General features: G+C 71.5%; 22 protein-coding genes. 13 read left to right on the top strand and 9 right to left on the bottom strand.

What is annotated here, in order from left to right:
* The first annotated feature begins 56 nt into the window (after positions 1-56).
* Positions 57-518, top strand: a complete 462-nt coding sequence (locus ACZ48Z_RS07340) for a hypothetical protein (protein WP_468734819.1) — start codon at positions 57-59, stop codon at positions 516-518.
* 142 nt (positions 519-660) lie between these two features.
* On the opposite strand, the gene ACZ48Z_RS07335 is transcribed toward ACZ48Z_RS07340, so the two are convergent.
* On the bottom strand, positions 661-1,341 hold the full coding sequence (locus ACZ48Z_RS07335; protein ID WP_468734818.1) for a TetR/AcrR family transcriptional regulator: 681 nt from the start codon (positions 1,339-1,341) through the stop codon (positions 661-663).
* 102 nt (positions 1,342-1,443) lie between these two features.
* On the opposite strand from ACZ48Z_RS07335, the gene ACZ48Z_RS07330 reads away from it, so the two are divergent.
* Positions 1,444-2,310, top strand: coding sequence for a patatin-like phospholipase family protein (locus ACZ48Z_RS07330; protein ID WP_468734817.1), 867 nt, complete (start codon positions 1,444-1,446; stop codon positions 2,308-2,310).
* 100 nt (positions 2,311-2,410) lie between these two features.
* Positions 2,411-3,586, top strand: coding sequence for a cytochrome P450 family protein (locus ACZ48Z_RS07325; RefSeq protein WP_468734816.1), 1,176 nt, complete (start codon positions 2,411-2,413; stop codon positions 3,584-3,586).
* Here ACZ48Z_RS07325 and ACZ48Z_RS07320 read toward each other — a convergent pair.
* Both ACZ48Z_RS07320 and ACZ48Z_RS07315 read right to left on the bottom strand, forming a co-directional pair.
* A complete protein-coding gene (locus ACZ48Z_RS07320) occupies positions 3,566-4,846 on the bottom strand; it encodes an SWF or SNF family helicase (RefSeq protein ID WP_468734815.1) in 1,281 nt (426 codons plus the stop codon). The genes ACZ48Z_RS07325 and ACZ48Z_RS07320 overlap by 21 nt on opposite strands.
* A complete protein-coding gene (locus tag ACZ48Z_RS07315) occupies positions 4,843-7,614 on the bottom strand; it encodes a DEAD/DEAH box helicase (protein WP_468734814.1) in 2,772 nt (923 codons plus the stop codon). The genes ACZ48Z_RS07320 and ACZ48Z_RS07315 overlap by 4 nt, the downstream gene beginning before the upstream one ends.
* Positions 7,615-7,920: 306 nt before the next feature.
* Between ACZ48Z_RS07315 and ACZ48Z_RS07310 the strand changes: the two genes are divergently transcribed.
* Positions 7,921-8,979: a fatty acid desaturase family protein gene (locus tag ACZ48Z_RS07310; protein ID WP_468734813.1), complete on the top strand. Its 1,059-nt coding sequence runs from the start codon at positions 7,921-7,923 to the stop codon at positions 8,977-8,979.
* Between the two features lie 130 nt (positions 8,980-9,109).
* On the top strand, positions 9,110-9,292 hold the full coding sequence (locus ACZ48Z_RS07305; protein ID WP_468734812.1) for a hypothetical protein: 183 nt from the start codon (positions 9,110-9,112) through the stop codon (positions 9,290-9,292).
* Positions 9,293-9,343: 51 nt separating this feature from the next.
* Here ACZ48Z_RS07305 and ACZ48Z_RS07300 read toward each other — a convergent pair whose 3' ends face one another.
* Both ACZ48Z_RS07300 and ACZ48Z_RS07295 read right to left on the bottom strand, forming a co-directional pair.
* Positions 9,344-10,225: a hypothetical protein gene (locus ACZ48Z_RS07300; protein WP_468734811.1), complete on the bottom strand. Its 882-nt coding sequence runs from the start codon at positions 10,223-10,225 to the stop codon at positions 9,344-9,346.
* 136 nt (positions 10,226-10,361) lie between these two features.
* Positions 10,362-10,658 carry a hypothetical protein gene (locus ACZ48Z_RS07295; RefSeq protein ID WP_468734810.1) on the bottom strand — a complete coding sequence of 99 codons (297 nt, stop codon included), beginning with the start codon at positions 10,656-10,658 and terminating at the stop codon, positions 10,362-10,364.
* Between the two features lie 296 nt (positions 10,659-10,954).
* Here ACZ48Z_RS07295 and ACZ48Z_RS07290 point away from each other — a divergent pair, with 296 nt between their 5' ends.
* Complete coding sequence (locus ACZ48Z_RS07290) at positions 10,955-12,310, top strand: NAD(P)/FAD-dependent oxidoreductase (RefSeq protein WP_468734809.1); 1,356 nt, start codon at positions 10,955-10,957, stop codon at positions 12,308-12,310.
* A 166-nt stretch (positions 12,311-12,476) separates the two neighbouring features.
* On the opposite strand, the gene ACZ48Z_RS07285 is transcribed toward ACZ48Z_RS07290, so the two are convergent.
* Positions 12,477-13,076: a class I SAM-dependent methyltransferase gene (locus ACZ48Z_RS07285; RefSeq protein WP_468734808.1), complete on the bottom strand. Its 600-nt coding sequence runs from the start codon at positions 13,074-13,076 to the stop codon at positions 12,477-12,479.
* Between the two features lie 153 nt (positions 13,077-13,229).
* On the opposite strand from ACZ48Z_RS07285, the gene ACZ48Z_RS07280 reads away from it, so the two are divergent.
* From ACZ48Z_RS07280 to ACZ48Z_RS07260, 5 genes are all read left to right on the top strand, one after another.
* Entirely contained in the window at positions 13,230-14,003 is a 774-nt protein-coding gene (locus ACZ48Z_RS07280) for an MHYT domain-containing protein (protein ID WP_468734807.1), read from the top strand.
* 65 nt (positions 14,004-14,068) lie between these two features.
* Complete coding sequence (locus tag ACZ48Z_RS07275) at positions 14,069-16,594, top strand: sensor histidine kinase (protein WP_468734806.1); 2,526 nt, start codon at positions 14,069-14,071, stop codon at positions 16,592-16,594.
* Positions 16,591-17,028 carry a roadblock/LC7 domain-containing protein gene (locus ACZ48Z_RS07270; protein ID WP_328745193.1) on the top strand — a complete coding sequence of 146 codons (438 nt, stop codon included), beginning with the start codon at positions 16,591-16,593 and terminating at the stop codon, positions 17,026-17,028. The genes ACZ48Z_RS07275 and ACZ48Z_RS07270 overlap by 4 nt, the downstream gene beginning before the upstream one ends.
* A 22-nt stretch (positions 17,029-17,050) precedes the next feature.
* The gene (locus tag ACZ48Z_RS07265) at positions 17,051-17,464 is read left to right on the top strand and encodes a DUF742 domain-containing protein (RefSeq protein WP_468734805.1); all 414 of its coding nucleotides are present in this window, start codon (positions 17,051-17,053) and stop codon (positions 17,462-17,464) included.
* A gap of 129 nt (positions 17,465-17,593) precedes the next feature.
* Positions 17,594-18,199, top strand: coding sequence for a GTP-binding protein (locus tag ACZ48Z_RS07260; protein ID WP_468734804.1), 606 nt, complete (start codon positions 17,594-17,596; stop codon positions 18,197-18,199).
* A 33-nt stretch (positions 18,200-18,232) separates the two neighbouring features.
* On the opposite strand, the gene ACZ48Z_RS07255 is transcribed toward ACZ48Z_RS07260, so the two are convergent.
* Positions 18,233-18,661 carry a PPOX class F420-dependent oxidoreductase gene (locus tag ACZ48Z_RS07255; RefSeq protein ID WP_468734803.1) on the bottom strand — a complete coding sequence of 143 codons (429 nt, stop codon included), beginning with the start codon at positions 18,659-18,661 and terminating at the stop codon, positions 18,233-18,235.
* A 94-nt stretch (positions 18,662-18,755) separates the two neighbouring features.
* On the opposite strand from ACZ48Z_RS07255, the gene ACZ48Z_RS07250 reads away from it, so the two are divergent.
* Together ACZ48Z_RS07250 and ACZ48Z_RS07245 are read left to right on the top strand one after the other, a co-directional pair.
* Positions 18,756-19,169 (top strand): roadblock/LC7 domain-containing protein, encoded by a 414-nt coding sequence (locus tag ACZ48Z_RS07250; protein ID WP_468734802.1) that lies wholly within the window; start codon positions 18,756-18,758, stop codon positions 19,167-19,169.
* 126 nt (positions 19,170-19,295) lie between these two features.
* A complete protein-coding gene (locus tag ACZ48Z_RS07245; RefSeq protein ID WP_468734801.1) occupies positions 19,296-20,180 on the top strand; it encodes a DUF6397 family protein in 885 nt (294 codons plus the stop codon).
* 1 nt (position 20,181) lies between these two features.
* Here the strand turns inward: ACZ48Z_RS07245 and ACZ48Z_RS07240 are convergent, their stop codons facing one another.
* Positions 20,182-21,048: an acyl-CoA thioesterase gene (locus tag ACZ48Z_RS07240; RefSeq protein WP_468734800.1), complete on the bottom strand. Its 867-nt coding sequence runs from the start codon at positions 21,046-21,048 to the stop codon at positions 20,182-20,184.
* 37 nt (positions 21,049-21,085) lie between these two features.
* A complete protein-coding gene (locus ACZ48Z_RS07235; RefSeq protein ID WP_468734799.1) occupies positions 21,086-23,599 on the bottom strand; it encodes a DEAD/DEAH box helicase in 2,514 nt (837 codons plus the stop codon).
* Positions 23,600-23,626 lie beyond the last annotated feature (27 nt).

Raw genomic sequence — 23,626 nt, 5'->3', positions numbered from 1 at the left:
ATCAACTGTCGCGCGGGGGTCGCCCCATGACCGGTTCGGGGGCGACTGTGGACGGTATGGCCATGCCGCCGGTACCGCCCCAGCCGCCCGGACCGCCGGGTGACACACCGCCTCCTGGCGGTGGCTTCGGACCACCTCCCGACGACTTCGGGCGCAAGGGCCCGAACCCCTACGGCGGCCTGCCGTCGACCCAGCGGATGGGTCCGGTCGGCGACCCCGGCGGGCCCGGGCCACGCGGCCCGCGAAGGCGCCGCAGCCCGCTGATCGCCCTGCTCATCGTCGTCCTGGCCGCCGCCGCGGTGGCCGTCGTGGTCCTCATGGCGTCGGGGAACAACGATTCACCGGACAAGAAACCGGCCCCCGCCACCAGCACGAGCGAATCCGCGAAGCCGTCCTTCAGTCTGCCCTCGCAGCTCCCGAGCGAGCTGCCCAGCGAGCTCCCGTCGCAGTTCCCGAGCGACATCCCCAGCGAGTTCCCGAGCGACCTGGAGTCGCTGGTCCCTTCCCTGATCGGGTGACGCGCACGCACGTGTGTGGCGTGTGAGACCTGCCTTCATCCAGGGAGCTCCGGAATGCGGGCGCGCGTGTGCCGTGCGAGACGTGCGCTCATCCAGGGGAGCTCTGAAACGCGCACGCGCGTGTGCCGTACGGGACCTGCGCTCACGCAGGAGAGCTCCGGGGTGCCCGGTGCGGTCCCAACCCTTGGAGGACGTCGCCGAGTTCGCCCTCTGTGAGCGCGGGGGAGGGAAGGGCACTGGTGACCGGTGATGCGCGCAGTCCGTCGAGGAGCAGGGTCAGCGGGCGACGCCAGGCTTGGGGGGCCGCGGCGGCGGCCAGGGCGGGGACGGCGCGCCCCAGCGCGGCCAGTGCGAACAGGACGTCCTCCGTGGTGACATCCGCGCGGACGCTGCCCTGGTCACGGCCGCGGGCGAGGAGCAGGTCCAGGGTCGCCCGGTTGTGGGCGTGCACGGCCTGCAGCGATTCGACGCCTTCGAGATGCGTGGTCATCAGGTCGTTCGTGCCGCGATCGGTGGCCAGGACGGCGAACACGGCGTCCAGATAGCCGGTGAGCCCCTCCCAGGGGTCCGCGGCGGTCCGGGCCTCCTCGCCGGCAGCCATCGTGCCCGCCAGCGGCTCGCGGAAGACCGCGTCGACCAGGGCGGCGCGGCTCGGGAAATGCCGGTAGAGCGTGGCGTTGCCCACCCCGGCCCGGCGTGCGATCACGTCCAGGGGTGCCTCGAGCCCCTGCTCCGTGAACACCTCGTGCGCGGCCTCGACCAGCAGCTCCCGGTTGCGTCGCGCATCGCGCCGTCGAGCCGGTGCCGTCGCGTCGTCCGTCATGTTCACCCTTCCGGTACCGGGGAGCACTCCCCGGTAGTGATGCTATCGTCGGCCCAAGAAGTGGGGAGCACTCCCCATTTACCTGGGAGGGGTGGACAACACATGGGCAGCACCGCGCTTGTCCTGGGCGGGGGCGGGCCCGTCGGCGGAGCCTGGATGGCGGGAGTCCTCGCGGGGCTGTGCGACGCGGGCGTCGACCCCGTCCGCGCGGACGTCGTCATCGGGACCTCCGCCGGCGCGATCTTCGGTTCGCGGCTCCTTGCCGGCGAGCCCGCGCGCGAGCTGTACGAACGCCAACTGGCCGGTGCCGACCGGGTGGACCTTCATGTCAGTCCCGCCCAGACGCTGCGCTTCCTGTGGGCCGCGCTGGGCTCCCGTGACCCGGAGCGTTCCGTACGGCGCCTCGGACGAGCCGCGCTGAAGGCCCGCACGGGCCCCGAGTCCGACGTGTACGACGCCGTCAGCCGCCTGCTGGGTGGCGTACGGGACTGGCCCGGCAGCGCGCTGCGGATCACGGCGGTCGACGCTCTCTCAGGGCAACTGACGGCCTTCGACGCCGACTGCGGCATCACGCTTCCCGAAGCGATCGCCGCGAGCTGCGCGGTACCCGTGGTCTGGCCTCCCGTCACGTTGCGAGGGCGCCGCTGGATGGACGGAGGCAGCCGTTCCACAGCCAACCTCCACCTCGCGCGCGGCCACGACCACGTTCTGGCCATCGCCCCGATCCCCGCCGCCGTGGGCCCCCATGCCGGTGCCGAACAGCAGGCGGCCGCGCTCACCGCGGAAGGCGCCCACGTCACCCTCGTGACCCCGGACCACACCGCGCGGCGTGCCATGGGGCGCGACATGACGTCCGACGCGCGCCGCCCCGCGGCCGCCGGAGCCGGCCACGCCCAGGCGACGGCACTCGCAGGGTCGGTGCACAAGGTCTGGCATGACGAGCGACAGAGGCCGACCGGTACGCCGTAGTGCTGCCGGCCCACCGCCGGGGGCCGGCTGCTCATACGCCTTGTCGACCGGCGGCTGCAGCACAGGGCGGACCTGAGGACCGCGATCGAAGGGAATCACCATGCCCGCGCCCACCCTGGAGGACCTGGCTCCGGACGGCCACGACCTGGCGTCGGACCCGTACCCCGTCTACGCCGCGCTGCGTGCCGAGGGTGCCGTGCACCGCGTCCTCGTCCCCGGAAGCGGCGAGAGCTGGCTCGTCGTCACGCACGACGCGGCGAGGGCCGCGCTGACCGACCCGCGCCTGAGCAACGACATCCGGCACTCGGCGTCCTGGCAGGGCGACGGCGGACACGCCATCGGCCGCAACATGCTCCAGACCGACCCTCCGCACCACACCCGGCTGCGTCGGCTGGTGGCGGCCCGCTTCACGGCCGGGAGCATCGCCGCACTGCGCCCGAGGATCGAAGCCACAGCCCTGCGGCTCCTCGACGCGCTGCCGGAACGGGGAACGGCGGACCTGGTCGCCCGGTACGCGCTGCCGCTGCCCGTCACGGTGATCTGTGACCTTCTGGGCGTGCCCGCGACCGACCGGGCGGCCTTCCACGCCTGGTCCGACGAACTCGTCATGCCCACCTCGCCCGAGGCGGCGACCACCGCCGCGGCCGCACTGACCGGGTACCTCGCCGACCTGATCGCCCCAGGACACGCAGAACGGGCGACCGGCCTGCTCGGCGACCTCGTGACGGCCGCCGACCTCACTTCCGAAGAACTCCTTGGCATGGCCTTCCTGATCCTCGTCGCGGGCCACGAGACGACGGTCGACCTGATCTCCGGAACCGTCCACGCGCTGCTCACCCACCCCGATCAACTCGCCCTGCTCCGCGCCGAGCCGGCCCTCACAGAAGCCGCCGTGGAGGAGTCCCTGCGCTACAACTCACCTGTGCACTCAACGGCGTTCCGCTTCGCCGCCCGGCCGCTCGACATCGGCGGCACCCGGATCGAGGCGGGCGACTCCGTGCTGGTCTCACTCGCCGCAGCCTCCCGCGACCCGCTCCGCTTCCCCGAGCCCGACCGCTTCGACCTGAGGCGCCCCACGCGCGGGCACCTGGGATTCGGCCATGGCCTGCACCACTGCCTGGGAGCCCCGCTGGCCCGCGCGGAGACGGCCGTCGCCCTGCGCCTGCTGCTGCGTCACCGGCCCGCTCTCGCCTTCGCGACCGATCCCGGCACGCTGACCTGGCGCAGCAGCACCCTTCTGCGAGGCCTGGCCGAACTACCGCTGCGTTTCGGCTGAGGTGAGCTGCGCCGAGGCCAGAGCGGTCGCCGGATCCAGGGCGGCCGGACCCGCGGGGACCCAGCGTCCTTGATCCCTCCGGTACGGCCACCACCGACCGTCCCGTCCCAGGCGTATCTGGGTGGAGGTTCCTGAGACCGTCCACCTATTGTCGGCCGCCCGCAGCGGTGGCCTCTCGTCCTCGTCCCAGGCCGAGTCCAGAGCGGCACGCGTGCGTGCGTGTGTCTCGCGGTCGGGAGTCCAGTGCTCCTCCAGCACGGACAGCGCGGCCGCACCACCGAGGCCCCACGCACGTGTGGCGTCCGCCAGGGTCACCGGGTCGCGCCCCGACCCGTCGGCGAGCCGTCGCGTCACGGCCTGATCGGGCGCGGCGACGGCGAGCCGCACGGCATCCTGAGCGACCGTCAACTCGATGACGTCCTCGCGGTGTTCGGACAGCGGCCGAAGCGCTTCCGCGAGCAGCCGATGAGCCTCGACGGCGGTCCTGGCCGCCAGGTGACGGACGGCCACCGGATCGACTCCCGGTCCAGGCGGAGCCTCGGTGTCCAGCGAGGGCGGCAGGCCGGGCTCCTGGGGCAACTCGGCGGCTGCGGGCAGCGGAGGCAGGATGCCGCCCGCCCCATAGGCCTCGGCGGCGTCCACGCCCTCCGTCTCCTCGTCGGCGACTGCGGGCTCCTCCGTGGAGGCGACGCTGCGGGCCTGCAGGTCGTCCAGTAGCGCCTGTTCGCCGCGGCCGCGCATCAGCAGCAGTACGAACGGGTCCTGGTCCAGCAGGCGGGCCACCTGGTAGCAGAGGGCCGCCGTGTGCCCGCAGTGGTCCCACGCGCCGCAGGCGCACTCCGGTTCCAGATCGCCCAGCCCCGGCAGCAGTTCGATGCCCGCGGCGGCCGCGTCCTCCACCAGGTGCGGCGGCATCTCGCGGTCCAGCAGTGCTGCGAGATGCCCTGCCCGTTCGGCGGCCATGTCGAGGAAACGGTCCCATTGTTCGGCCGACAGCTCGGTCAGCAGGACGTCGGCCCGGTGCGCGCTGCGGTCACGGTCCTGGACGACTGCCGTGATGCGCCCCGCGCGCACCGAGACCGCGCCCACCGCACCCGCGCGTGCGAGGCTGCGGCCCGTCTTCACCTGCCCCGAGTCCACCGCCGCTTCCTCCAGGGCCCGCAGCCAGGCCCGGCCCCACCAGGTCTCGGCGAAACCCCGCCCGCGCGCGGGCGGCAGCGCCGCGAACGTGCGCTCCGCGCCGGCGTCGTGTCCGGTCATCGTGCATCCCCTCGCAGTTCCACCAGATCGGCCAGCTCCGCGTCCGTCAGCTCGGTCAGCGCCGCCTCGCCGGAACCGAGTACCGCGTCGGCCAACTCCCGCTTGCGGCGCAGCATGTCGGCGATGCGGTCCTCGATGGTCCCCTCGGCGATCAGCCGGTGCACCTGCACGGGGCGGGTCTGGCCGATGCGGTACGCGCGGTCGGTGGCCTGCGCCTCGACGGCCGGGTTCCACCAGCGGTCGTAGTGCACGACATGCTCGGCCCGCGTCAGGTTCAGGCCGGTGCCCGCCGCCTTCAACGACAGGAGGAACACGGGTACTTCACCCTCCTGGAACCGCCGCACCATCGCCTCGCGCCGGGCGACCGGTGTCCCGCCGTGCAGGAACTGCGAGGGCAGGCCACGCGCCGTCAGATGGCGTTCGATGAGGCGGGCCATGCGTACGTACTGCGTGAACACCAGGACGCTCGCCCCCTCGGCGAGGATCGTGTCGAGGAGCTCGTCCAGCAGCTCCAGTTTCCCGGAGCGGCCGGTGATCCTCGGCTGGTCCTCCTTGAGGAACTGCGCGGGGTGGTTGCAGATCTGCTTCAGTCCCGTCAGCAGCTTCACGATCAGTCCGCGCCGCGCCATGCTGTCCGCCTCGGAGATCTCCGCGAGGGTCTCGCGCACCACCGCCTCGTACAGACCCGCCTGTTCCGGGGTGAGGGACACGGCACGGTCGGTCTCGGTCTTCGGCGGCAGCTCCGGGGCGATTCCCGGATCCGCCTTGCGCCGCCGCAGCAGGAAGGGGCGCACCAGCCGGGCGAGACGCTCCGCGGCGGCCGGGTCCTGACCGCTCTCGACGGCCTGGGCGTACCGGGTGCGGAAGGCGCCGAGCCGGCCCAGCAGACCCGGAGTCGTCCAGTCGAGGATCGCCCACAGCTCCGACAGGTTGTTCTCCACCGGGGTGCCGGTGAGCGCCACGCGTGCGCGTGCCCCGATGGAGCGCAGTTCGCGCGCGGTCGCCGAGTAGGGGTTCTTCACGTGCTGGGCCTCGTCCGCCACGAGCATCCCCCAGGCCACCTCTGCCAGCCGGCACGCGTCCAGGCGCATGGTGCCGTACGTGGTGAGCACGAACTCCCCGCCGGCCAGGCCGTCGAGCTCGCGTCGCGGACCGTGGAAGCGGCGCACCGGCGTACCCGGTGCGAATCTCTCGATCTCGCGTTGCCAGTTGCCCATCAGGGACGTCGGGCAGACCACGAGGGTGGGCCCGGCGGTGGCCCTGTCGGTCTGCCGGTGCAGATGCAGAGCGATCAGCGTGATCGTCTTGCCGAGTCCCATGTCGTCGGCCAGACAGCAGCCGAGTCCCGAGGAGGTCATGCGGACCAGCCAGTTCAGGCCCCGGCGCTGGTAGTCCCGCAGAGTGGCGGCGAGGGCGGCGGGTTGGGGGACGGGCTCCTGGCCCTCCGGGTCCGCGAGACGGTCCCGGAGCGCCGCGAGCCATCCGGTGGGCTGCACGTCGACCGTGCGGCCGTCGACTTCGGCGGAGCCCGTCAGGGCGGCGCTCAGGGCGTCGACGGGTGTCACCTTGTGGTCCTGTCGGGCCTGGGCGCGGCGCACCTCGTGCGGGTCGACCAGCACCCACTGGTCGCGCAATCGCACGACGGGGCGATCGGCCTCCGCGAGCCGGTCGAGCTCCTCGCGCGTCAGCTGGTGGTCCCCGAGCGCGAAGGACCAGTCGAACGCGAGCAGCGCGTCGGCGGACAGGAACGACGGAGCGGCGGAGGCGATTCTCGCCATGCCGTCGGGCGGACCGACGGTCGCGCGCGTGGTGAGCTTTCTGACCAACTCCCTCGGCCAGTGCACGCCGACCCCGACGTCGGCGAGGCCCCGGGCGCCTTCGCCCAGCAGGTCGGTGACCTCCTCGTCGACGAGGTCCACGGCATCCGGCACCGACGCCGAGAGCAGCGGAGTGAGCGACGGCCAGGCGCGCGCCGCCCGGCGCAGCGCGAGGAGAACGTCCCTCCGCGCGCGGGGGCCGAGGACGGGCGATCCCGCCCACACGTCGGCGGCGTCCGCGACGATGGCCGGATCGCTGACGCTGTGCGCCTGGAGAACGGCCCGGAAGGAGGGTGCCCCGTCAGCGGCCTGGCTGTGCGCCTCGATCCGCAACGACACGCGCACGCCCGCGTCATGGCCCGCGGCGACATCGGCCGCCCACGCGCGCTGCTCGGGCAGGTGCTGCGGTTCCTGAGCGGCGTAGGCGGGCCCGCCCGTCACGAGCGGTGCCGCGGGCGAGCGGGGCAGGGCGTCGGCGACCGCGTCCAGGAAGGCGCGCAGCAGTTCCTCGGGGTCGGGCAGCCTGAGCGGCTCGTCGGTGTTCAGCGGTACGGCATGCGCCTCGGGTGGCATCGCGGCGGCGAGCCGACGAAGGCGCTCGACATCCGCCGCGCCCAGCGGACCCATGCGCCAGGCGTCGTGGTCGGCCTGGGACAGTCCGGGCAGCAACAGTCCGCGCGCCAGGCACTGCAGGGCCAGCACGGCCGCCGCACCCCAGAACACCGCCGCCCGGTCCCCGTGCGCGGAGGCACGCGCACGTGTGAGGACCGGGAGGGCCGCGCGGACCGGCAGCAACACCGCGGGCAGGCTCAGCACATCCACACCGTCGTCGCCGGGGACCACGAGCGGCAGGTCCTCGAGGGTCCCCGCCGCCACGGAGGGAAGCGGGGTGCCGTCGGGCCGCCAGAACGCCACACGGCCGCTTCGGGCGGGGTCCCCGGGGATGAACACGGCGCAACAAGAGGCGAGTTCGGAGATCTCGGACGGTGATGCCGCGGGGAATCCCTGGACAGAGATCGTGGTTCTCCTCAAACTTGACTAGCTCGCCGGAGTGGTCGAGGGTACAGCACGTTCCGGGCCTACGGGGGACCGGTGGAGTGGCGTGGGTCTCCTTCTCGCAAGGGTGTTGCCAACCCCCTGCGTGGCCCGGTGCTGGCCCCCGCACGTACACGGGGGGTCACCACATGGCCGCGACAGGTCACCGGTTCGTACGTTTGCTCAGGTCAGCACGTTTCCTGAAAGAGCCGGAGCCCGGACATGCCCCAGAGCACCGCGACCGTCGCACCCCAGCCGCGCGGTACGTCCGGTTCCCCGCCCGGCGGAAGCGAGTTCGCACCCCTCCTCCGCGCGGTGAGGGGCCGGGGACTCCTGGAGCGCCGCCAGGACTGGTACGCCCGGGCCATCACCGTCAACGCCCTCGCCCTCACCGGCCTCGTCACGGCAGTCGTCCTGTCCGGGGACTCCTGGCGGACCCTGCTGCTGGCCCCGGTCCTCGCCGTGTTCTCCGCCCGCACCGCCTTCCTCGGCCATGACGCGGGCCACGCCCAGATCACCGGCGACAAGGCGACCGGCCGTGCCATCGGTCTCGTGCACAGCAATCTGCTGCTGGGGATGAGCTACTCCTGGTGGAACCGCAAGCACAGTCGCCACCACGCCAACCCCAATCACATCGACAAGGACCCCGACGTCGTCGCGGACGTCCTCGTCTTCACCGGCGAACAGGCGAAGGGGCGCACGGGCTTCAGGCGCTGGCTCACCCGCCACCAGGCCTGGCTCTTCTTCCCGCTCACCCTCCTCGAAGGCGTCGCCCTGAAGATCCAGGGCTTCCAGGACCTGCGCCGGCAGGAACCGGGGGAGCGCGCCGTGGAAGCCACCCTTCTGGTGAGCCATGTCGTCGCCTATGCCACGCTGCTGCTGACCACCATGTCCCCCGGCAGGGCGCTGCTCTTCGCGGCGATCCACCAGGCGCTGCTCGGCCTGCACCTCGGAATGGCCTTCGCGCCCAACCACAAGGGCATGCAGATGCCGGACCCGACCGGCGAGCCCTGGGGCCATCTGCGCCGCCAGGTGCTCACCTCCCGCAACGTCCGGGGCAGCGCCCTCACGGACTGGTTCCTCGGCGGCCTCAACTACCAGATCGAGCACCACCTCTTCCCCAGCATGCCCCGGCCCCATCTGCGGCTCGCGCAGCCACTGGTGCGCGCGCACTGCCAGGATGTGGGTATCCCCTACACGGAGACCGGACTCGTCGACTCCTACCGACAGGCACTGAGCCACATGCACGAGGTGGGCGAGCCGCTGCGGGCGGACCACTAGGAGATGCGCGTTCGGTAGGTCTCAGCACGTGATCTCAGGGATGTCTCAGGGTCGCGATGCGGAACCACGGGAAGCGCGGACCCGTTTTTCTGGACAGAGAGCGGCAACCGCCGCGAAGGAGGCGACGCACATGTCGAAGAACGCGAAGATCGCTGCGGGTGGGGTGGCGGTCGGGCTTCTCCTGTTGATCTGGCTGCCCTGGTGGGCCTCCCTCCTGATCGTCCTGGGAGTTCCGGCCGCCGCATACCTCACGCTGGACCCCTCGCAGCGGCGCAGGCTGCGCCGCGTCACCGGCAAGGAACTCGGCCGCTGACACCCGCGCACCGGCCGGGCAGTACAGGCCCGGCCGGTGCGCCGCAGCGGCTCAGCTGGGCCGGACGGCCATCTTGTCGAGTGCTTCCAGCAGCCCCGGCAGCTCCGGGCCCCGGCCGACCGGCAGGACCTCGCCGGGCTCGGTGTCGAGCAGCACGAACGCGATGTCGTCGGTCCTGGCGACCAGAGACCACCCGGGCCCGTCGGCACGCAGAGTGCGGGCGTCGCCCGACGCGAAGGACGAGCGGACGCGGCCGAGAGGCGGCGAGGACTCCACATAGGCGCGGGCCTCCGCAAGCACCCGCCGGACACCGCTGTGGCCCTTGGGTGTCTCCCTCTCGGCCGCGCCCGAACCCTTGCTGTCCGAGGCGTCGTGGTCCGAGAGCTCGCTGTCAGGGCCGTCCCCGGCGGACCCTCCGTTCGGGCTGGGGAAGTCCGCGTCGTCGATCTGCTCCCGCCACATCGCCCACTGGAGCGCGATCTCGTCGGCCCCCAGGCGTCGCTGGGCGGCTCCCCACACGGAGGTGTCCGGCGGTGTCAGCGCAGGGCCGTCGGCGGTCTCCGGGTCGGGGTCGTGCGGCGCCGGCACGCCGGGCGCGGCGACGGCGACCGCAAGGGGCCAGCCGGGCAGCGCGGCCACGACGGTGTGCTCGTCGGGCGACAGGTCGTACTCCATGCCGCAGTCCCAGGACGCGATGGCGACGGCGACCAGTGAGACGTCGTCGATGACGACCGTCCACCGGGCGCCACCGCCGTCCTGGCCGATCACCAGTCCGTACCCGTCGGCGAGCGGTGCCAGACCGAGCGCGGCGCAGGCCTCCGGATAGTCGTCGCCCAGCACACTCGGGAACTTCGCCGGCGTCAGCAGCACCGCCGTCAGCACATAGAGCGCGTCGTCCGCGGCGGCGACGGCGTCCTCGTCCGTCCCGGCCATCCCAGCCTCCCGATAGGTTCGTCCAACGGCGCGCACCCTAGTGGGTCGGGAAGGCGCTTGTCACGATTCCCAAGTACACCCGGAGCTGCAGTTTTCCGCTTGGACGGGGGCGAATCGACCACGCGTTGCCGACCGGTCAGCCCGTCGGCAGCCCGAGGAGCGCCCGTGCCACCGTACGCGGCGACTCGTCACGCTCCCGCGCGAGGGCGATGACGGCCCGGCACGCGAGTTCGTTGACCCCGAACGACAGCGCCTCCGGGGAGACCCAGGCCGATGCCTCCTCGATCCGGTCCTGGTCGTCCTCCGCGCAGGCCGAGACATACGCGGCGGCGGCCTCGAACAGGTTGTGCGCGCGGGTCTCCCGGCCGGTGTGCTCCTCGATCCGCATGGAATCGACCAGTCTGGCACCGGACTTACGGATCCTGCCCCACATGTCGATCACCTTCCCCCTGAGTGACGTGATCTCACCGAACGTTCGTCTTCTGCTACCCAAAGTAGAGTTGCGGGCCTGGCGGCAGAAGGGGGCGGTCCGGCGAGGGGGTCTCGGACCGTTCAGAGCGAACGAGCCGGGCCGTTGCGGAAGGCCGGAACACGGTCAACCCTCTCCGCCGGACCGGATACTTGTGTCTCTCACGACGAGGCGACCAGGGGAGCGGATCGGTGAACTCAGCCGTAGGAACGGGCCGTTGGGGCGAGAGTGGCGGTCGGGGCGGGCGGCACGCGGTAGTCGTGGGCGGAAGCCTCGCGGGGCTGCTCGCCGCGCACGTCCTGGCGGGGTACGCCGACCGGGTGACCGTCGTCGAGCGCGACCGGTTCCCGGACGGCACCGGGTCACGGCCCGGCGTACCGCAGGGCCGCCATCCGCACGTCCTGCTGCAGGGCGGGCAGGTGGCCGTGGAGTCCCTGCTGCCGGGCTTCCTGGCGGAGCTGCGGACGGCGGGGGCGCCGAAGGTGGGGATGCCGTCGGACATGGTGCTGTGGCAGAACGGCCGCTGGTTCCGCCGCACACCTGCGACGACGCACATCTACACCGGTTCCCGGGCGCAGCTGGAGGAACTGGTGCGACGGCGGGTTCTCGCCAATCCGGCGATCAGCGTGGCGGAGGGGACCGATGCCGTCGGCCTGCTCGGCGACGCTTCACGGGTACGGGGCGTGCTGCTGCGGGACCGTGCGGACGGCGCCGGTGCGGAACACCGGGCCCTGGAGGCCGACCTGGTCGTCGACGCCTCCGGCAGCGGCACCAAGGCTCCGCAGTGGCTCACGGCGATCGGTGCCGAGCCGGCGCAGGAGGAGACCATCGACACCGGGCTCGCGTATGCCTCCCGTGTCTACCGTGGCAGGAAGGGCGTCCTCGACGGCGAGACGGTCGGCTACTTCGTCTACCCCGGCCTCGGACAGGTCCACGGCGGCGGCGCTCTCCCGCTGGAGGACGGCAGCCACCTGGTCATCGTCTCGGGGCTGCGAGGAGACGAACCACCCACGGACGACGACGAGTTCGAGACGTACACCAAACGGCTGGCGCATCCGCTCCTGGACCGGTGGATCGAGGAGGCCGAACCGCTCTCCCCTGCCTTCGGCTACCGGCGGACCGCGAATGTCCGCCGTCGCTACGACCTGCCCGGCCGCCACCCGGCCGGATTCCTCGCCACCGGTGACGCGCTGTGCACCTTCAACCCGATCTACGGGCAGGGCATGGCCATCGCCGCGATGAGCGCGGTCGCCCTGCGTGACGCGCTGGCCGAACGGCGCCGGACCCCCACCACACGGCGCGTGCAGCAGAAGATCCTCGCGGCGTCCGCGCTCGCGTGGGACATCTCCGCCGGGGCGGACCGCAAGATGCCGGGCGCGGTCGGCACCGCCGTCACCGACGGGCCCGCGGACCGCGTGGCGGGGTGGTACCTGGACCGGGTCACGGAACGGTCCCCCGGTGACCCGGTCGTGGGCCGCGCCTTCCGCTCCGTGCTGACCCTCTCCGCGCCCGTCACCGCCCTGTTCGCGCCACCCCTGGTCCGGGCCGTCCTCTTCCGGCCGCCCGGCCCGACACCCACCGAGCCGCCGACGACGCCGGAGGAACCGGGCGACTGAGCCGGATCGGCCACCGACGGCATCTGTCACGGACCACCGCGCGGTCGGCGTCGCGTGAAGCCATCAGGCGCCGAGTGCCGTGAGCGCGTTCTCTGTGGGCGCCCATGAGGCCGCCGGCCCGCGCGTCCCGTGCGCCGGTGGCGGTCGAGGCGACGGGTGAGCGCGGTCAGCCCTCGCGGACGGCCAGGGCGAGGAACCGGGCGTCCTCGTCGACGTACGACGTCATACGCCACCCCGAACCGGCCAGCAGAGGACGGAGGTTGGACTCCGCGCGCAGATCGTCCGGAGTGATCTGCCGCCCCTGACGGGCGGCGAGCGCCACCCTGCCGATCGGATGGAACAGAGCCAGGAGACCACCGGGCCGCACCACACGGGCCAACTCGCGCACGTTCTCGGCCGGTTGAGGCAGATGAGAGATCAGGCCCGCTCCGAACACGGCGTCGAGCGACCGGGAGCGCAACGGCAGCGCGGTCACGTCGGCGAGGAGCAGCCGTCCGTCCCGGTCCCTCCCGGCCCGTACGGCGGCTTCCAGCATGGCCGCAGTCAGATCCGCCCCCACGATCACTCCGGACGGCCCCACGGCCGCACGCAGGGGCGGCAGGGCCCGCCCGGTGCCGCAGCCCGCGTCGAGCACACGGTCGCCCTCCCGCAGCCCGAGCTCGGCGACCGCGGCGGCGTAGGCGGGACCGTCGTCCGGGAATCTGCTGTCCCAGCCTGCGGCACGGGCCGAGAAGAACTCCTGGACATGCGTGTGGTCGTCACTCATGTTCCGCATGATCCCCCACCGACACGGATGGGAGCCCCTGCGCACACGTTCGAGCGTGACGCGATCGTTCAGGTGCACGTCTGCGTCATATTCCAGCACCTTTCGAAATGCGCCCTCTTTGTGCACCCCTGACCGGACTAGCGTCCCCTGGCCATGGGACACCTGGACCACGCAGCCCTGGGCTGGCTGACGCCCACACTTTCGTACGTCATGGCCTGCATCGGCGCCGCGCTCGGTCTGCGCTGCACCGTCCGGGCACTCGGCGCGACCGGACGTTCGCGCCGCAACTGGCTCATCACCGCGGCCTCGGCCATCGGCACCGGCATCTGGACCATGCACTTCGTGGCCATGCTCGGCTTCAGCGTCAGCGGCACCGACATCCGCTACGACGTACCACTGACCATCGCGAGCCTCCTGGTCGCGATGATCGTGGTCTCCGCCGGCGTCTTCGCGGTCGGCTACAGCCGCGACCGGGTCCGCGCTCTCTTCCTGGGCGGGCTCACCACCGGCCTGGGCGTGGCGAGCATGCACTACCTGGGCATGGCAGCCGTACGGCTGCACGGAGACGTCGCCTACGACCCGGTGCTCGTCGGACTCTCCGTCCTCATCGCCGTCGTCGCGGCCACGGCGGCCCTGTGGGCGGCGCTCAACATCAAGTCGCCGGTCGCCGTCACCATCGCCTCCCTGATCATGGGGGCCGCGGTCAGCAGCATGCACTACACCGGGATGTTCGCGGTGAGCGTGCGGGTCGCGCCCTCCGGCGACGTCCTGCCCGGAGCCACGGCGATGCAGTTCATCTTCCCGCTCGCCGTCGGCCTCGGCTCCTACCTGTTTTTGACCTCGGCCTTCGTCGCACTGTCGCCCACGACAGGAGAACGCGCGGCCTCCGTCTCGGCCCAGCGGACGGTCGAGAACGTCCCCTCCTAGCAGCGGATCCGGGCCCCGGAAGGCCCCGACCACACACCCGTGAACCACTCCCGAGCGAGGAGGCCATGCGTACACCGCGTAGGACCCCCACAGCCGGCGCCGAGACGCCGCCCACGACACCCGCGCGCGGCCGCCGCGCCCATGCCGGGCCACCGGCCGACGAAACCCGGGACGACCCGCTGGACCCGGTACCGGAGGACATACCCGCGCGCGCGGGACAGTGGCGGATACGCCCCCGCACGGTCCGTGCCAAGATCGTCTGTCTGCTCATGGTGCCCGTCGTCTCGCTGCTCGCCCTCTGGGCGTACGCGACCGTCAGCACCGCCCAGGACGTCGCCCGGCTGCGGCAGTTGCAGCACGTGGACGCGGCAGTCCGCTCACCCGTCGCCGACAGCGTGACCGCGCTCCAGGCCGAGCGGGCCGCCGCGGTCCGCTACGCGACCGACCCGTCCGCCGCGCACGGCGACGAACTGCGCGGACTCGCCGAACGCACCGACCGGGCCGTGGCACGGCTGCGGCTCGGCGACGACAACACCGTCGCCGACAGCGAGGAACTGCCCGCCGGGGTCGCCCAGCGCCTCGACGCCTTCGTGACCGGCGCCGAACGACTGCGCTCGCTGCGCACCGCCGTCCTCGACCGCAGCGCCGGCTGGGACGAGACGTACGGCCGCTACACCAGGACCATCGCCGGTGCCTTCGCGGTGGGCGGTGCCCTCACCGGCATCCAGGACGCCGACCTCGGCTCGGACGCGCGCGTGCTGCTCGAGTTCTCCCGCGCGGGCGAGTCACTGGCCCAGGAGGACGTCGTGCTCGCGAGCGCGCGCCAGGCGGGCGTCCTCGCCGGAGAACGGCTACGGCTGTTCACCGGCGCCGTCGACACCCGCCGAGCCCTCACCGAGGGCGCCGTGGTCGACCTGCGCGGCTCCGACCGCGCCGCCTGGCAGAACGTCGCGGGCAGCGGCGCCTACGCCACCGTGACGGCCGCCGAGGACAGGACACTCGCCGCGGCACCCGGTGCCCGCGCCGTCGAGTCGACGCCCGAGACCACCTGGCAGGCGGCACACACACGTGTGCAGAGTGGCATGCGGAACGTCCAACAGGCGGCGGGCAGCGGCGTCGCCCACCGCGCCGACCCGTTCACCCGGGGACTCCTCACCCCGGCGGGCGCCGCGGTCCTGCTCGGCCTCGTCGCCGTAGCCGCCTCCCTGGTCATCTCCGTGCGCATCGGACGCGGCCTCGTCATCGAACTCGTCAGCCTGCGCAACAGCGCTCTGGAGATCGCCCGCCGCAAACTCCCCGAGGCCATGGAGAGGCTGCGCGCGGGCGACGAGATCGACATCAGGTCCGAGGCCCCGCCCGGGCCCCCCGCGGAGGACGAGACCGGCCAGGTCGCCGAGGCCCTGGGAACCGTGCACCGCGCCGCGCTGCGAGCCGCGGTGGAGCGCGCCGAGCTCGCCAGCGGCATCTCCGGGGTCTTCGTCAACCTCGCCCGCCGCAGCCAGGTCCTCGTCCACCGCCAGCTGAGCCTGCTCGACAGCATGGAACGCCGCTCCGACGACCCCAACGAACTGAGCGACCTCTTCCGGCTCGACCACCTCACCACCCGCATGCGCCGCCACGCGGAGAGCCTGATCATCCTTTCCGGAGCGGCACCCGGCCGGGCCTGGCGCATGCCGGTGTCGCTGACCAACGTGGTCCGCGCGGCAGTCTCCGAGGTCGAGGACTACGCGCGTGTGGAGGTACGCCAGCTGCCCGACGCCTCCGTCGTCGGCGCGGCGGTCGCCGACCTCACCCACCTGCTGGCCGAGATCATCGAGAACGCCGCCCAGTTCTCACCGCCCCACACGCGTGTGCGGGTCACCGGCGAACCCGTCGGCAACGGCTACGCCATCGAGGTCGAGGACCGCGGTCTGGGCATGGGCAACGAGACCCTCGCGGAGGCCAACCGTCGCATCGAGCAGTCCGAGGCCCTCGACCTGTTCGACAGCGACCAGCTGGGCCTGTTCGTGGTCAGCAGGCTCGCGGCCCGGCACGGCATCAAGGTGCACCTGCGCACCTCGCCCTACGGCGGCACCACCGCGGTCGTCCTGCTGCCCACGGCACTGCTGCACGTCAAGGCGGCGGAACGTTCCCCCGTCAACGCCGTGGCCAGGGAACGGTCCACGGAACGCGAGTACGCGCGCGTGCCCGCCGCCGAACGGGACCAGGAATCCGTGCCCGCCCCGGCCGAGCGACCGGCCCTGGTGTCTCCCCGAAAGGCCGCGGCCGACAGGGGAACGACCGACACACCGCCCTCCGGAGTCACCTCCTTGCGTCTGCACCGACCTCCCGACGAGCCCGAGAACTCCGACGAGCTCCCCCGCCGGGTGCGCCAGGCGAACCTCGCTCCGCAACTGCGCGCACAACGCTCCGAGGAACCGGCTCCGGCAGCCGCCCACCGGGACGACGACAGCCGTACACCGGAGGTCGTACGGGACCGGATGGCGGCGTACCGGGCCGGCTGGGCGCGCGGGGGCGGCAGGCAGCCGGGCCGCGGCGCCACCCCAGATTTCCCAGCGGGCAGAGACAGCAGCGAAGGAGACCGAGGATGATCCAGGATCCGAGTATGAGGGCCGCTCAGAGGTCCGGCGAACTCGATTGGTTGCTGGACGACTTGGTGCTGCGCGTGAGCGAGGTACGACATGCCGTGGTGCTCTCCAACGACGGTCTCGCGGTGGGCGCCTCGACGGACCTGCGCCGCGAGGACGCGGAACATCTCGCCGCCGTCTCCTCCGGCTTCCACAGCCTTGCCAAGGGCGCGGGCCGGCACTTCGGGGCCGGGGGAGTGCGCCAGACCATGGTCGAGATGGACGACGGCTTCCTGTTCGTGGCCGCCGCGGGAGACGGCTCCTGTCTCGCCGTCCTCACCGCCGTGAACGCGGACATAGGCCTCGTCGCCTACGAGATGGCACGACTGGTCAAACGAGTCGGCGAGCACCTCTACACGGCGCCGCGCGTGGGCGCGCGACCGCCCGCCGCCGGATGAGAGGGAAGGGCGGTCGGCACACATGACCGACGACATGACGGACGCCCCGCACGAACAGGGCAGCCAGTGGTACGACGGCGAGGCAGGACCACTCGTCCGCCCCTACGCGATGACGGGTGGACGCACCAAAGCCGGCCCCACCGGGGTGCGTTTCGACCTGATCGCCCTCGTCACCCTGAAGCCGGGCGCGCCCGGCATCGGCGACGACACCGCGCTCGGACCGGAACACCGGGCCCTGATCGACCTGTGCCGCCCGGAGACGCAGTCGGTGGCGGAACTCGGCGCAGGCGCCGACCTTCCCGTCGGTGTCGTCAGGGTGCTCCTGGGAGATCTCCTGGAGCTCGGCTGCGTCACCGTCAGCCGCCCGGTGCCCCCCGCCCAGCTGCCCGACGAACGGATTCTGCGCGAGGTGATCGAAGGGCTTCGGGCACTGTAGATGAACGTTCAGAACCGGGCAATAAGTGGTCCAACCCCTCGAAGGGGAGCTCCAGTTGTGATGATGCTGATTTCGCGACCCCGCATTGACGTCGCCGTCCGTTGCCGGCCCTCCCGAGAGAAGTGATCGATGGTCTCCGAGAACTCCGACGCCGAGGGCGGCGAGACGACCGCCCTCGCGCTGAAGATCCTGGTCGCCGGTGGTTTCGGCGTGGGCAAGACCACCATGGTGGGCGCGGTCAGCGAGATCAGGCCGCTGCGCACCGAGGAACTGCTCAGCGAAGCCGGCCAGTTGGTGGACGACACCGACGGCGTGGACCAGAAGGTCACGACGACGGTCGCCATGGACTTCGGACGCATCACCATCCGCTCCGGCCTGTCCCTCTACCTCTTCGGCACTCCGGGCCAGGACCGCTTCTGGTTCCTGTGGGACGAGTTGTCTCAAGGAGCCCTGGGCGCCGTGGTCCTCGCCGACACCCGGCGTCTGGAGGACTGCTTCCCCGCCGTGGACTACTTCGAGCACCGGCACATCCCGTTCGTGGTGGCCGTCAACTGCTTCACCGGCAGCCGGACCTACGGCGCCCACGACGTGTCCCGCGCCCTCGACCTGGACCAGGGCACACCCGTGGTGCTGTGCGACGCACGGGACCGTGACTCGGGGAAGGAGGTGCTGATCCGGCTGGTCGAGTACGCCGGACGGATGCACACCGCCCGGCTCCTCGACTCGGTGGGCTGACCCGGACCCGGACGGGGCCGAGTCACCGGCACGTCACGCCGCGACGGCCCTCTCCGCCAGCACCCTGTCGATCCTCACGCGGACGAGGAGTTCCCCGGGCACGCCGTTGCGGGCGCCGAACTCCTCGGCCCGCTCCTCACCCATGTACCGGGCCCCTATCCGGCCCGCCCAGTGCCGTACCTCGTCGAGATCCTCCGATATGTGAGCCCGGCCCTGGAGCACCACGTAGTCGAAGGGCGGCCGGTCGTCGTCGACACACAGCGCGACGCGCCCGTCCCGCACGAGGTTGCGCCCCTTGACGGTGGCCTTGCCGGTGTTGAACACCAGGTCGTCACCGTCGAGCACGAACCAGATCGGGGCCACATGCGGACTCCCGTCGGCCCGGACGGTGGACAACTTACCGGTGCGGGTGCCGTACGAAACGAACTCCCGCCATTCCTCATCGGTCATCTTCTGTGCCATGTCCCCATTCTCCTTGCTCCGTTGACGGTCGTGGGGAAGGCTTGCAGGGAGATCCTCCGGGCCGGAGGAGACGTCACACGGGGAGACGGGACACATGCCGGAGAAGCGGGGCCTCGGCTGGCTCCTGGACGACCTGACCGAGCGCGTCGACCACGTGCGGCACGCCCTGGTGCTGTCCAACGACGGGCTGGTCACGGGTGCCAGCACCGGTCTGCGCCGCGAGGACGCGGAACATCTCGCCGCCGTCTCGTCCGGACTGCACAGCCTCGCCAAGGGCTCCGGGCGCCACTTCGGCGCGGGCCAGGTGCGGCAGACGATGGTCGAGTTCGACGAAGCGGTGCTGTTCGTCACCGCGGCGGGCACCGGCAGCTGCCTGTGCGTGCTCAGCGGCGCGAACGCCGACATCGGCCAGATCGCCTACGAGATGACCCTCCTCGTCAACCGAGTCGGCGAGCACCTCGACGTGGACGCCCGCAGTCCCGAGCGGAGTTCGACGACCGACCTCTGACCTGCGTGTTTCTCCGCCTCAACGGAGTTATCCACAGGCTCGTCGCGCATCTCGCCCCACCGGCTACTTTTGTGTCACGGCGAGCGCACACAGCGTGAGCAGCGACTCCACGGGGGAGAGCGACACATGTCCGGCAGCCTGATCACCCAACACCGCCACCAGTCCTACGCGCCCAGCCGCGCCGCACGGGAACTGGGGCTCAAGCGAAGCGAGTTCGACCTCGCCGTCCACCTCGGACAGATCCGGACAGTACCCGACGAAGGAGGCGGGGGCCGGCGCGTCACCCACACCGAACTCGACCGGCTGCGTGAGGCGGACGGCTTTCCCGACTCGCTGCACCGACGCGTACGGGTCGTGGGCACCACCGAGGGTGCGGAGGTCATGGACATCCCCGTCGGCAGGTTCACCCGCCTGGCTCGCCTCGGCCTCTTCTCGCCGGTGCGTTTCTATCTCAACCGGTACCGGGCCGTGGTGTGGCTCTATCTGGCCGAGGAACTGGAGCAGTTCACGGAAGGCGAGGGGAACACCCTGCTGCTGACGGCACGGCGGATGCCCGAGGGACTGCGCGGCATGCTCGACGCGGGCGTGGACCTGCGCGCCCGCAACTGGCGCCAGCGCCACCGCGGATTCCTTCTGCGCCTGGCCGAGGACCCCTGGGAGAGCGCCGGCGCCCTCGCCGCCTTCCTCGACCCCGCCCAGATCGCGGAACTCGTCCCGGACCCCTACGAGCGGTCCCACCTGGGCCGGTTCCGGCCCGGCCCCCCGGCCAACGGCGCACAGGGCTCGCCTGCCGCGCACCTCATCGAGAAGATCATGACGGCGGACCATCCGGACGAGATCGAGTGGCTGCGGACCGATCTGACCCGCGCGCTGGAGGACGCCCGAAGCCTCCGGCCCGCACCGCGCCCCACGGCTGGGCGGACCTCCTCCGGCCGGCCGCGGGACACACCGGCACCCCAGGAGGAACCGGCTCGCGGCCTGCTGGGCTGGCTCCGGCGCAGAAGCGCCTGACCTACAGCGGCCGGAACAACCCTTCCTGGACGACGGAGACGAGCAGCCGTCCCTCCAGGTCGTAGATCCGGCCGCGGGCCAGACCCCGTCCGCCCGTCGCGATCGGCGACTCCTGGTCGTACAGGAACCACTCGTCCGCGCGGAAGGGCCGGTGGAACCACATGGCGTGGTCCAGCGACGCGATGTCGAAGGACCGCGGGCCCCACAGGGGCTGGACCGGGAGACGGACAGCGTCCAGGAGGGTCATGTCGCTCGCATAGGTCAGCGCGCACGTGTGCACGACCGGATCGTCGCCGAGCGGCCCGACCGCACGCATCCACACCGCGCTGCGCGGCTCCGCGTCCTTGACCTCCTCGGCACTCCAGCGCAACCGGTCCACATACCGGATGTCGAACGGCTGTCTGCGCGCCATCCGCTCCAACTGCTCGGGCAGCTCGCCCAGATGCTCCCGGATCTCGTCACCCACCCTCGGCAGGGAGTCGGGGGCCGGGACCTTGCGGGCGGGCGGCAGCTGGTGCTCGAAAGGACCTTCCTCAGGCTTGTGAAAGGAGGCGGTGAGATTGAAGATCGTGCGGCCCTGCTGCACGGCGGTGACCCGGCGGGTCGTGAACGACCGCCCGTCCCGCACCCGCTCCACCTGGTACACGATCGGCACCCCGGGCCGGCCCGGGCGCAGGAAGTACGCATGCAGCGAGTGCACCGGGCGGTCGCCCTCCGTGGTGCGGGCGGCGGCCACCAGCGCCTGGCCCGCCACCTGGCCGCCGAAGACCCGCTGGAGGGACTCGTTCGGGCTGCGGCCCCGGAAGATGTTGAGCTCGATCCGTTCCAGGTCGAGCAGGTCGACGAGCTTCTCCGCCGGGTTGGTCATGCGTGCGTCTCTCCTTGGCTCACAACTGCCCTACGGCTCACAGCTGGCCGACATCGGTGACCCGGACGACCGCACGGCCCTCCGCGTCGGAGGCCGTGAGGTCGATCTCCGCGCTGATGCCCCAGTCGTGGTCGCCGTTCGGGTCGGCGAAGGTCTGACGCACACGCCACAACCTGTTCTGCGGCTCCTCCTCGATCCGCAGCAGCTTGGGGCCACGGGCGTCAGGTCCGGTGCCGAGGTCCTCGTACTCGTCCCAGTACTTGTCCATCGCCTCGCCCCAAGCCTCGGCGTCCCAGCCGGCCTCGGCGTCCATCTCGCCGAGCTGGTCGACCTGGTCCAGGGCGGCGAGTTCGACGCGGCGGAACATGGCGTTGCGGACCAGGACGCGGAAGGCGCGCGAGTTGAGGGTGACCGGCTTGACCTCGTCGGCCTTCTCCTGGGCCTCCTCGGCGGTCATCACCTCCGGGTTGGCGAGCTGCTCCCACTCGTCCAGCAGACTGGAGTCGACCTGGCGGACGGTCTCGCCGAGCCACTCGATCAGATCCTGCAGGTCCTCGGACTTGAGGTCGTCCGGGATGTTGTGGTCGAGCGCCTTGTAGGCACTGGCGAGGTAGCGCAGGACAATGCCCTCGGTGCGGGCCAGGTCGTAGAGGGAGACCAACTCCGTGAAGGTCAGAGCCCGTTCGTACATGTCACGGATGACGGACTTCGGGGAGAGCGGATGGTCGCCGACCCACGGGTGGCTCTTGCGGTAGGTGTCGTACGCGTGGAAGAGGAGCTCCTCCAGAGGCTTCGGGTAGCCGATGTCCTGGAGGCGCTCCATGCGCTCCTCGTACTCGATCCCGTCCGCCTTCATCGCGGCCACGGCCTCGCCCTTCGCCTTGTTCAGCTGGGCGACGAGGATCTGCCGCGGATCGTCCAGCGTGGACTCGACGACGGACACCATGTCCAGGGCGTAGGAAGGCGATTCGGGGTCGAGGAGCTCGAACGCGGCGAGCGCGAACGTGGACAGCGGCTGGTTGAGCGCGAAGTCCTGCTGGAGGTCCACGGTGAGGCGGACGATGCGGCCGGAGGCGTCGGGCTCGTCGAGCTTCTCGACGATGCCGCCGTCCAGCAGCGAGCGGTAGATGGCGATCGCCCGACGGATGTGCCTGAGCTGCTGCTTGCGCGGCTCGTGGTTGTCCTCCAGGAGGTGCCGCATCGCCTCGAAGGCGTTGCCCGGGCGGGCGATCACCGACAACAGCATCGTGTGCGTCACGCGGAAGCGGGAGGCCAGCGGCTCCGGATCGGAGGTGATCAGCTTCTCGAAGGTGTTCTCCGACCAGGCGACGAAACCCTCGGGCGCCTTCTTGCGGACTACCTTGCGGCGCTTCTTCGGGTCGTCGCCGGCCTTGTTGAGCGCCTTCTCGTTCTCGATGACGTGCTCGGGAGCCTGTGCGACGACGTAGCCTGCCGTGTCGAATCCCGCCCGGCCCGCGCGGCCCGCGATCTGGTGGAACTCGCGGGCACGCAGGGTGCGGACGCGATTGCCGTCGTACTTGGTCAGGGCTGTGAACAGCACGGTGCGGATCGGCACGTTGACGCCGACGCCGAGGGTGTCCGTGCCACAGATGACCTTCAGCAGACCGGCCTGGGCCAGCTTCTCCACCAGCCGCCGGTACTTGGGCAGCATGCCGGCGTGATGGACACCGATGCCGTGCCGGACGTAACGGGAGAGGTTGCGGCCGAACTTGGTGGTGAAGCGGAAGTTGCCGATCAGGTCGGCGATCCGGTCCTTCTCCTCACGCGAGCACATGTTGATGCTCATCAGCGCCTGCGCCCGCTCCACGGCCTGGGCCTGCGTGAAGTGGACGATGTAGACCGGCGCCTGCCTGGTGTCGAGGAGCTCGGTCAGCGTCTCGGTGAGCGGGGTGAACTTGTACTCGTACGACAGCGGCACGGGCCGGGTCGCCGAGCGGACCACCGACGTCGGCCGGCCGGTGCGCCGGGTCAGGTCCCCCTCGAACATCGAGACGTCGCCGAGCGTGGCCGACATCAGGACGAACTGCGCCTGCGGCAGCTCCAGGATCGGGATCTGCCACGCCCAGCCGCGGTCCCCCTCGGTGTAGAAATGGAACTCGTCCATGACGACCTGGCCGACGTCCGCGCCCTTCCCGTCGCGCAGCGCGATCGACGCGAGCACTTCGGCGGTACAGCAGATGACGGGCGCGTCGGCGTTGACGGAGGCGTCACCGGTCAGCATGCCGACGTTCTCGGTGCCGAACATCTTGCACAGCTCGAAGAACTTCTCCGACACGAGCGCCTTGATGGGAGCGGTGTAGAAAGTGACCTCGTCGCGGGCGAGGGCGGCGAAGTGCGCGCCCGCCGCGATCATGCTCTTGCCGGAACCGGTGGGCGTCGACACGATCACGTTCGCCCCGGAGACCACCTCGATCAGCGCCTCCTCCTGATGGGGGTAGAGCGTGAGCCCCCGCTCCCCGGTCCACGACTCGAAGGCTTCGTAGAGGGCGTCGGGGTCGGCGGTCGGCGGCAGGCGATCGATGAGGGTCACGGACCCATCTTGCCTGGCGACCTCCCC

Source organism: Streptomyces sp. NPDC031225 (assembly GCF_055570355.1).
Note: the sequence above shows the minus strand (reverse complement) of the source record. Positions and strands in the feature narration are given on the sequence as shown.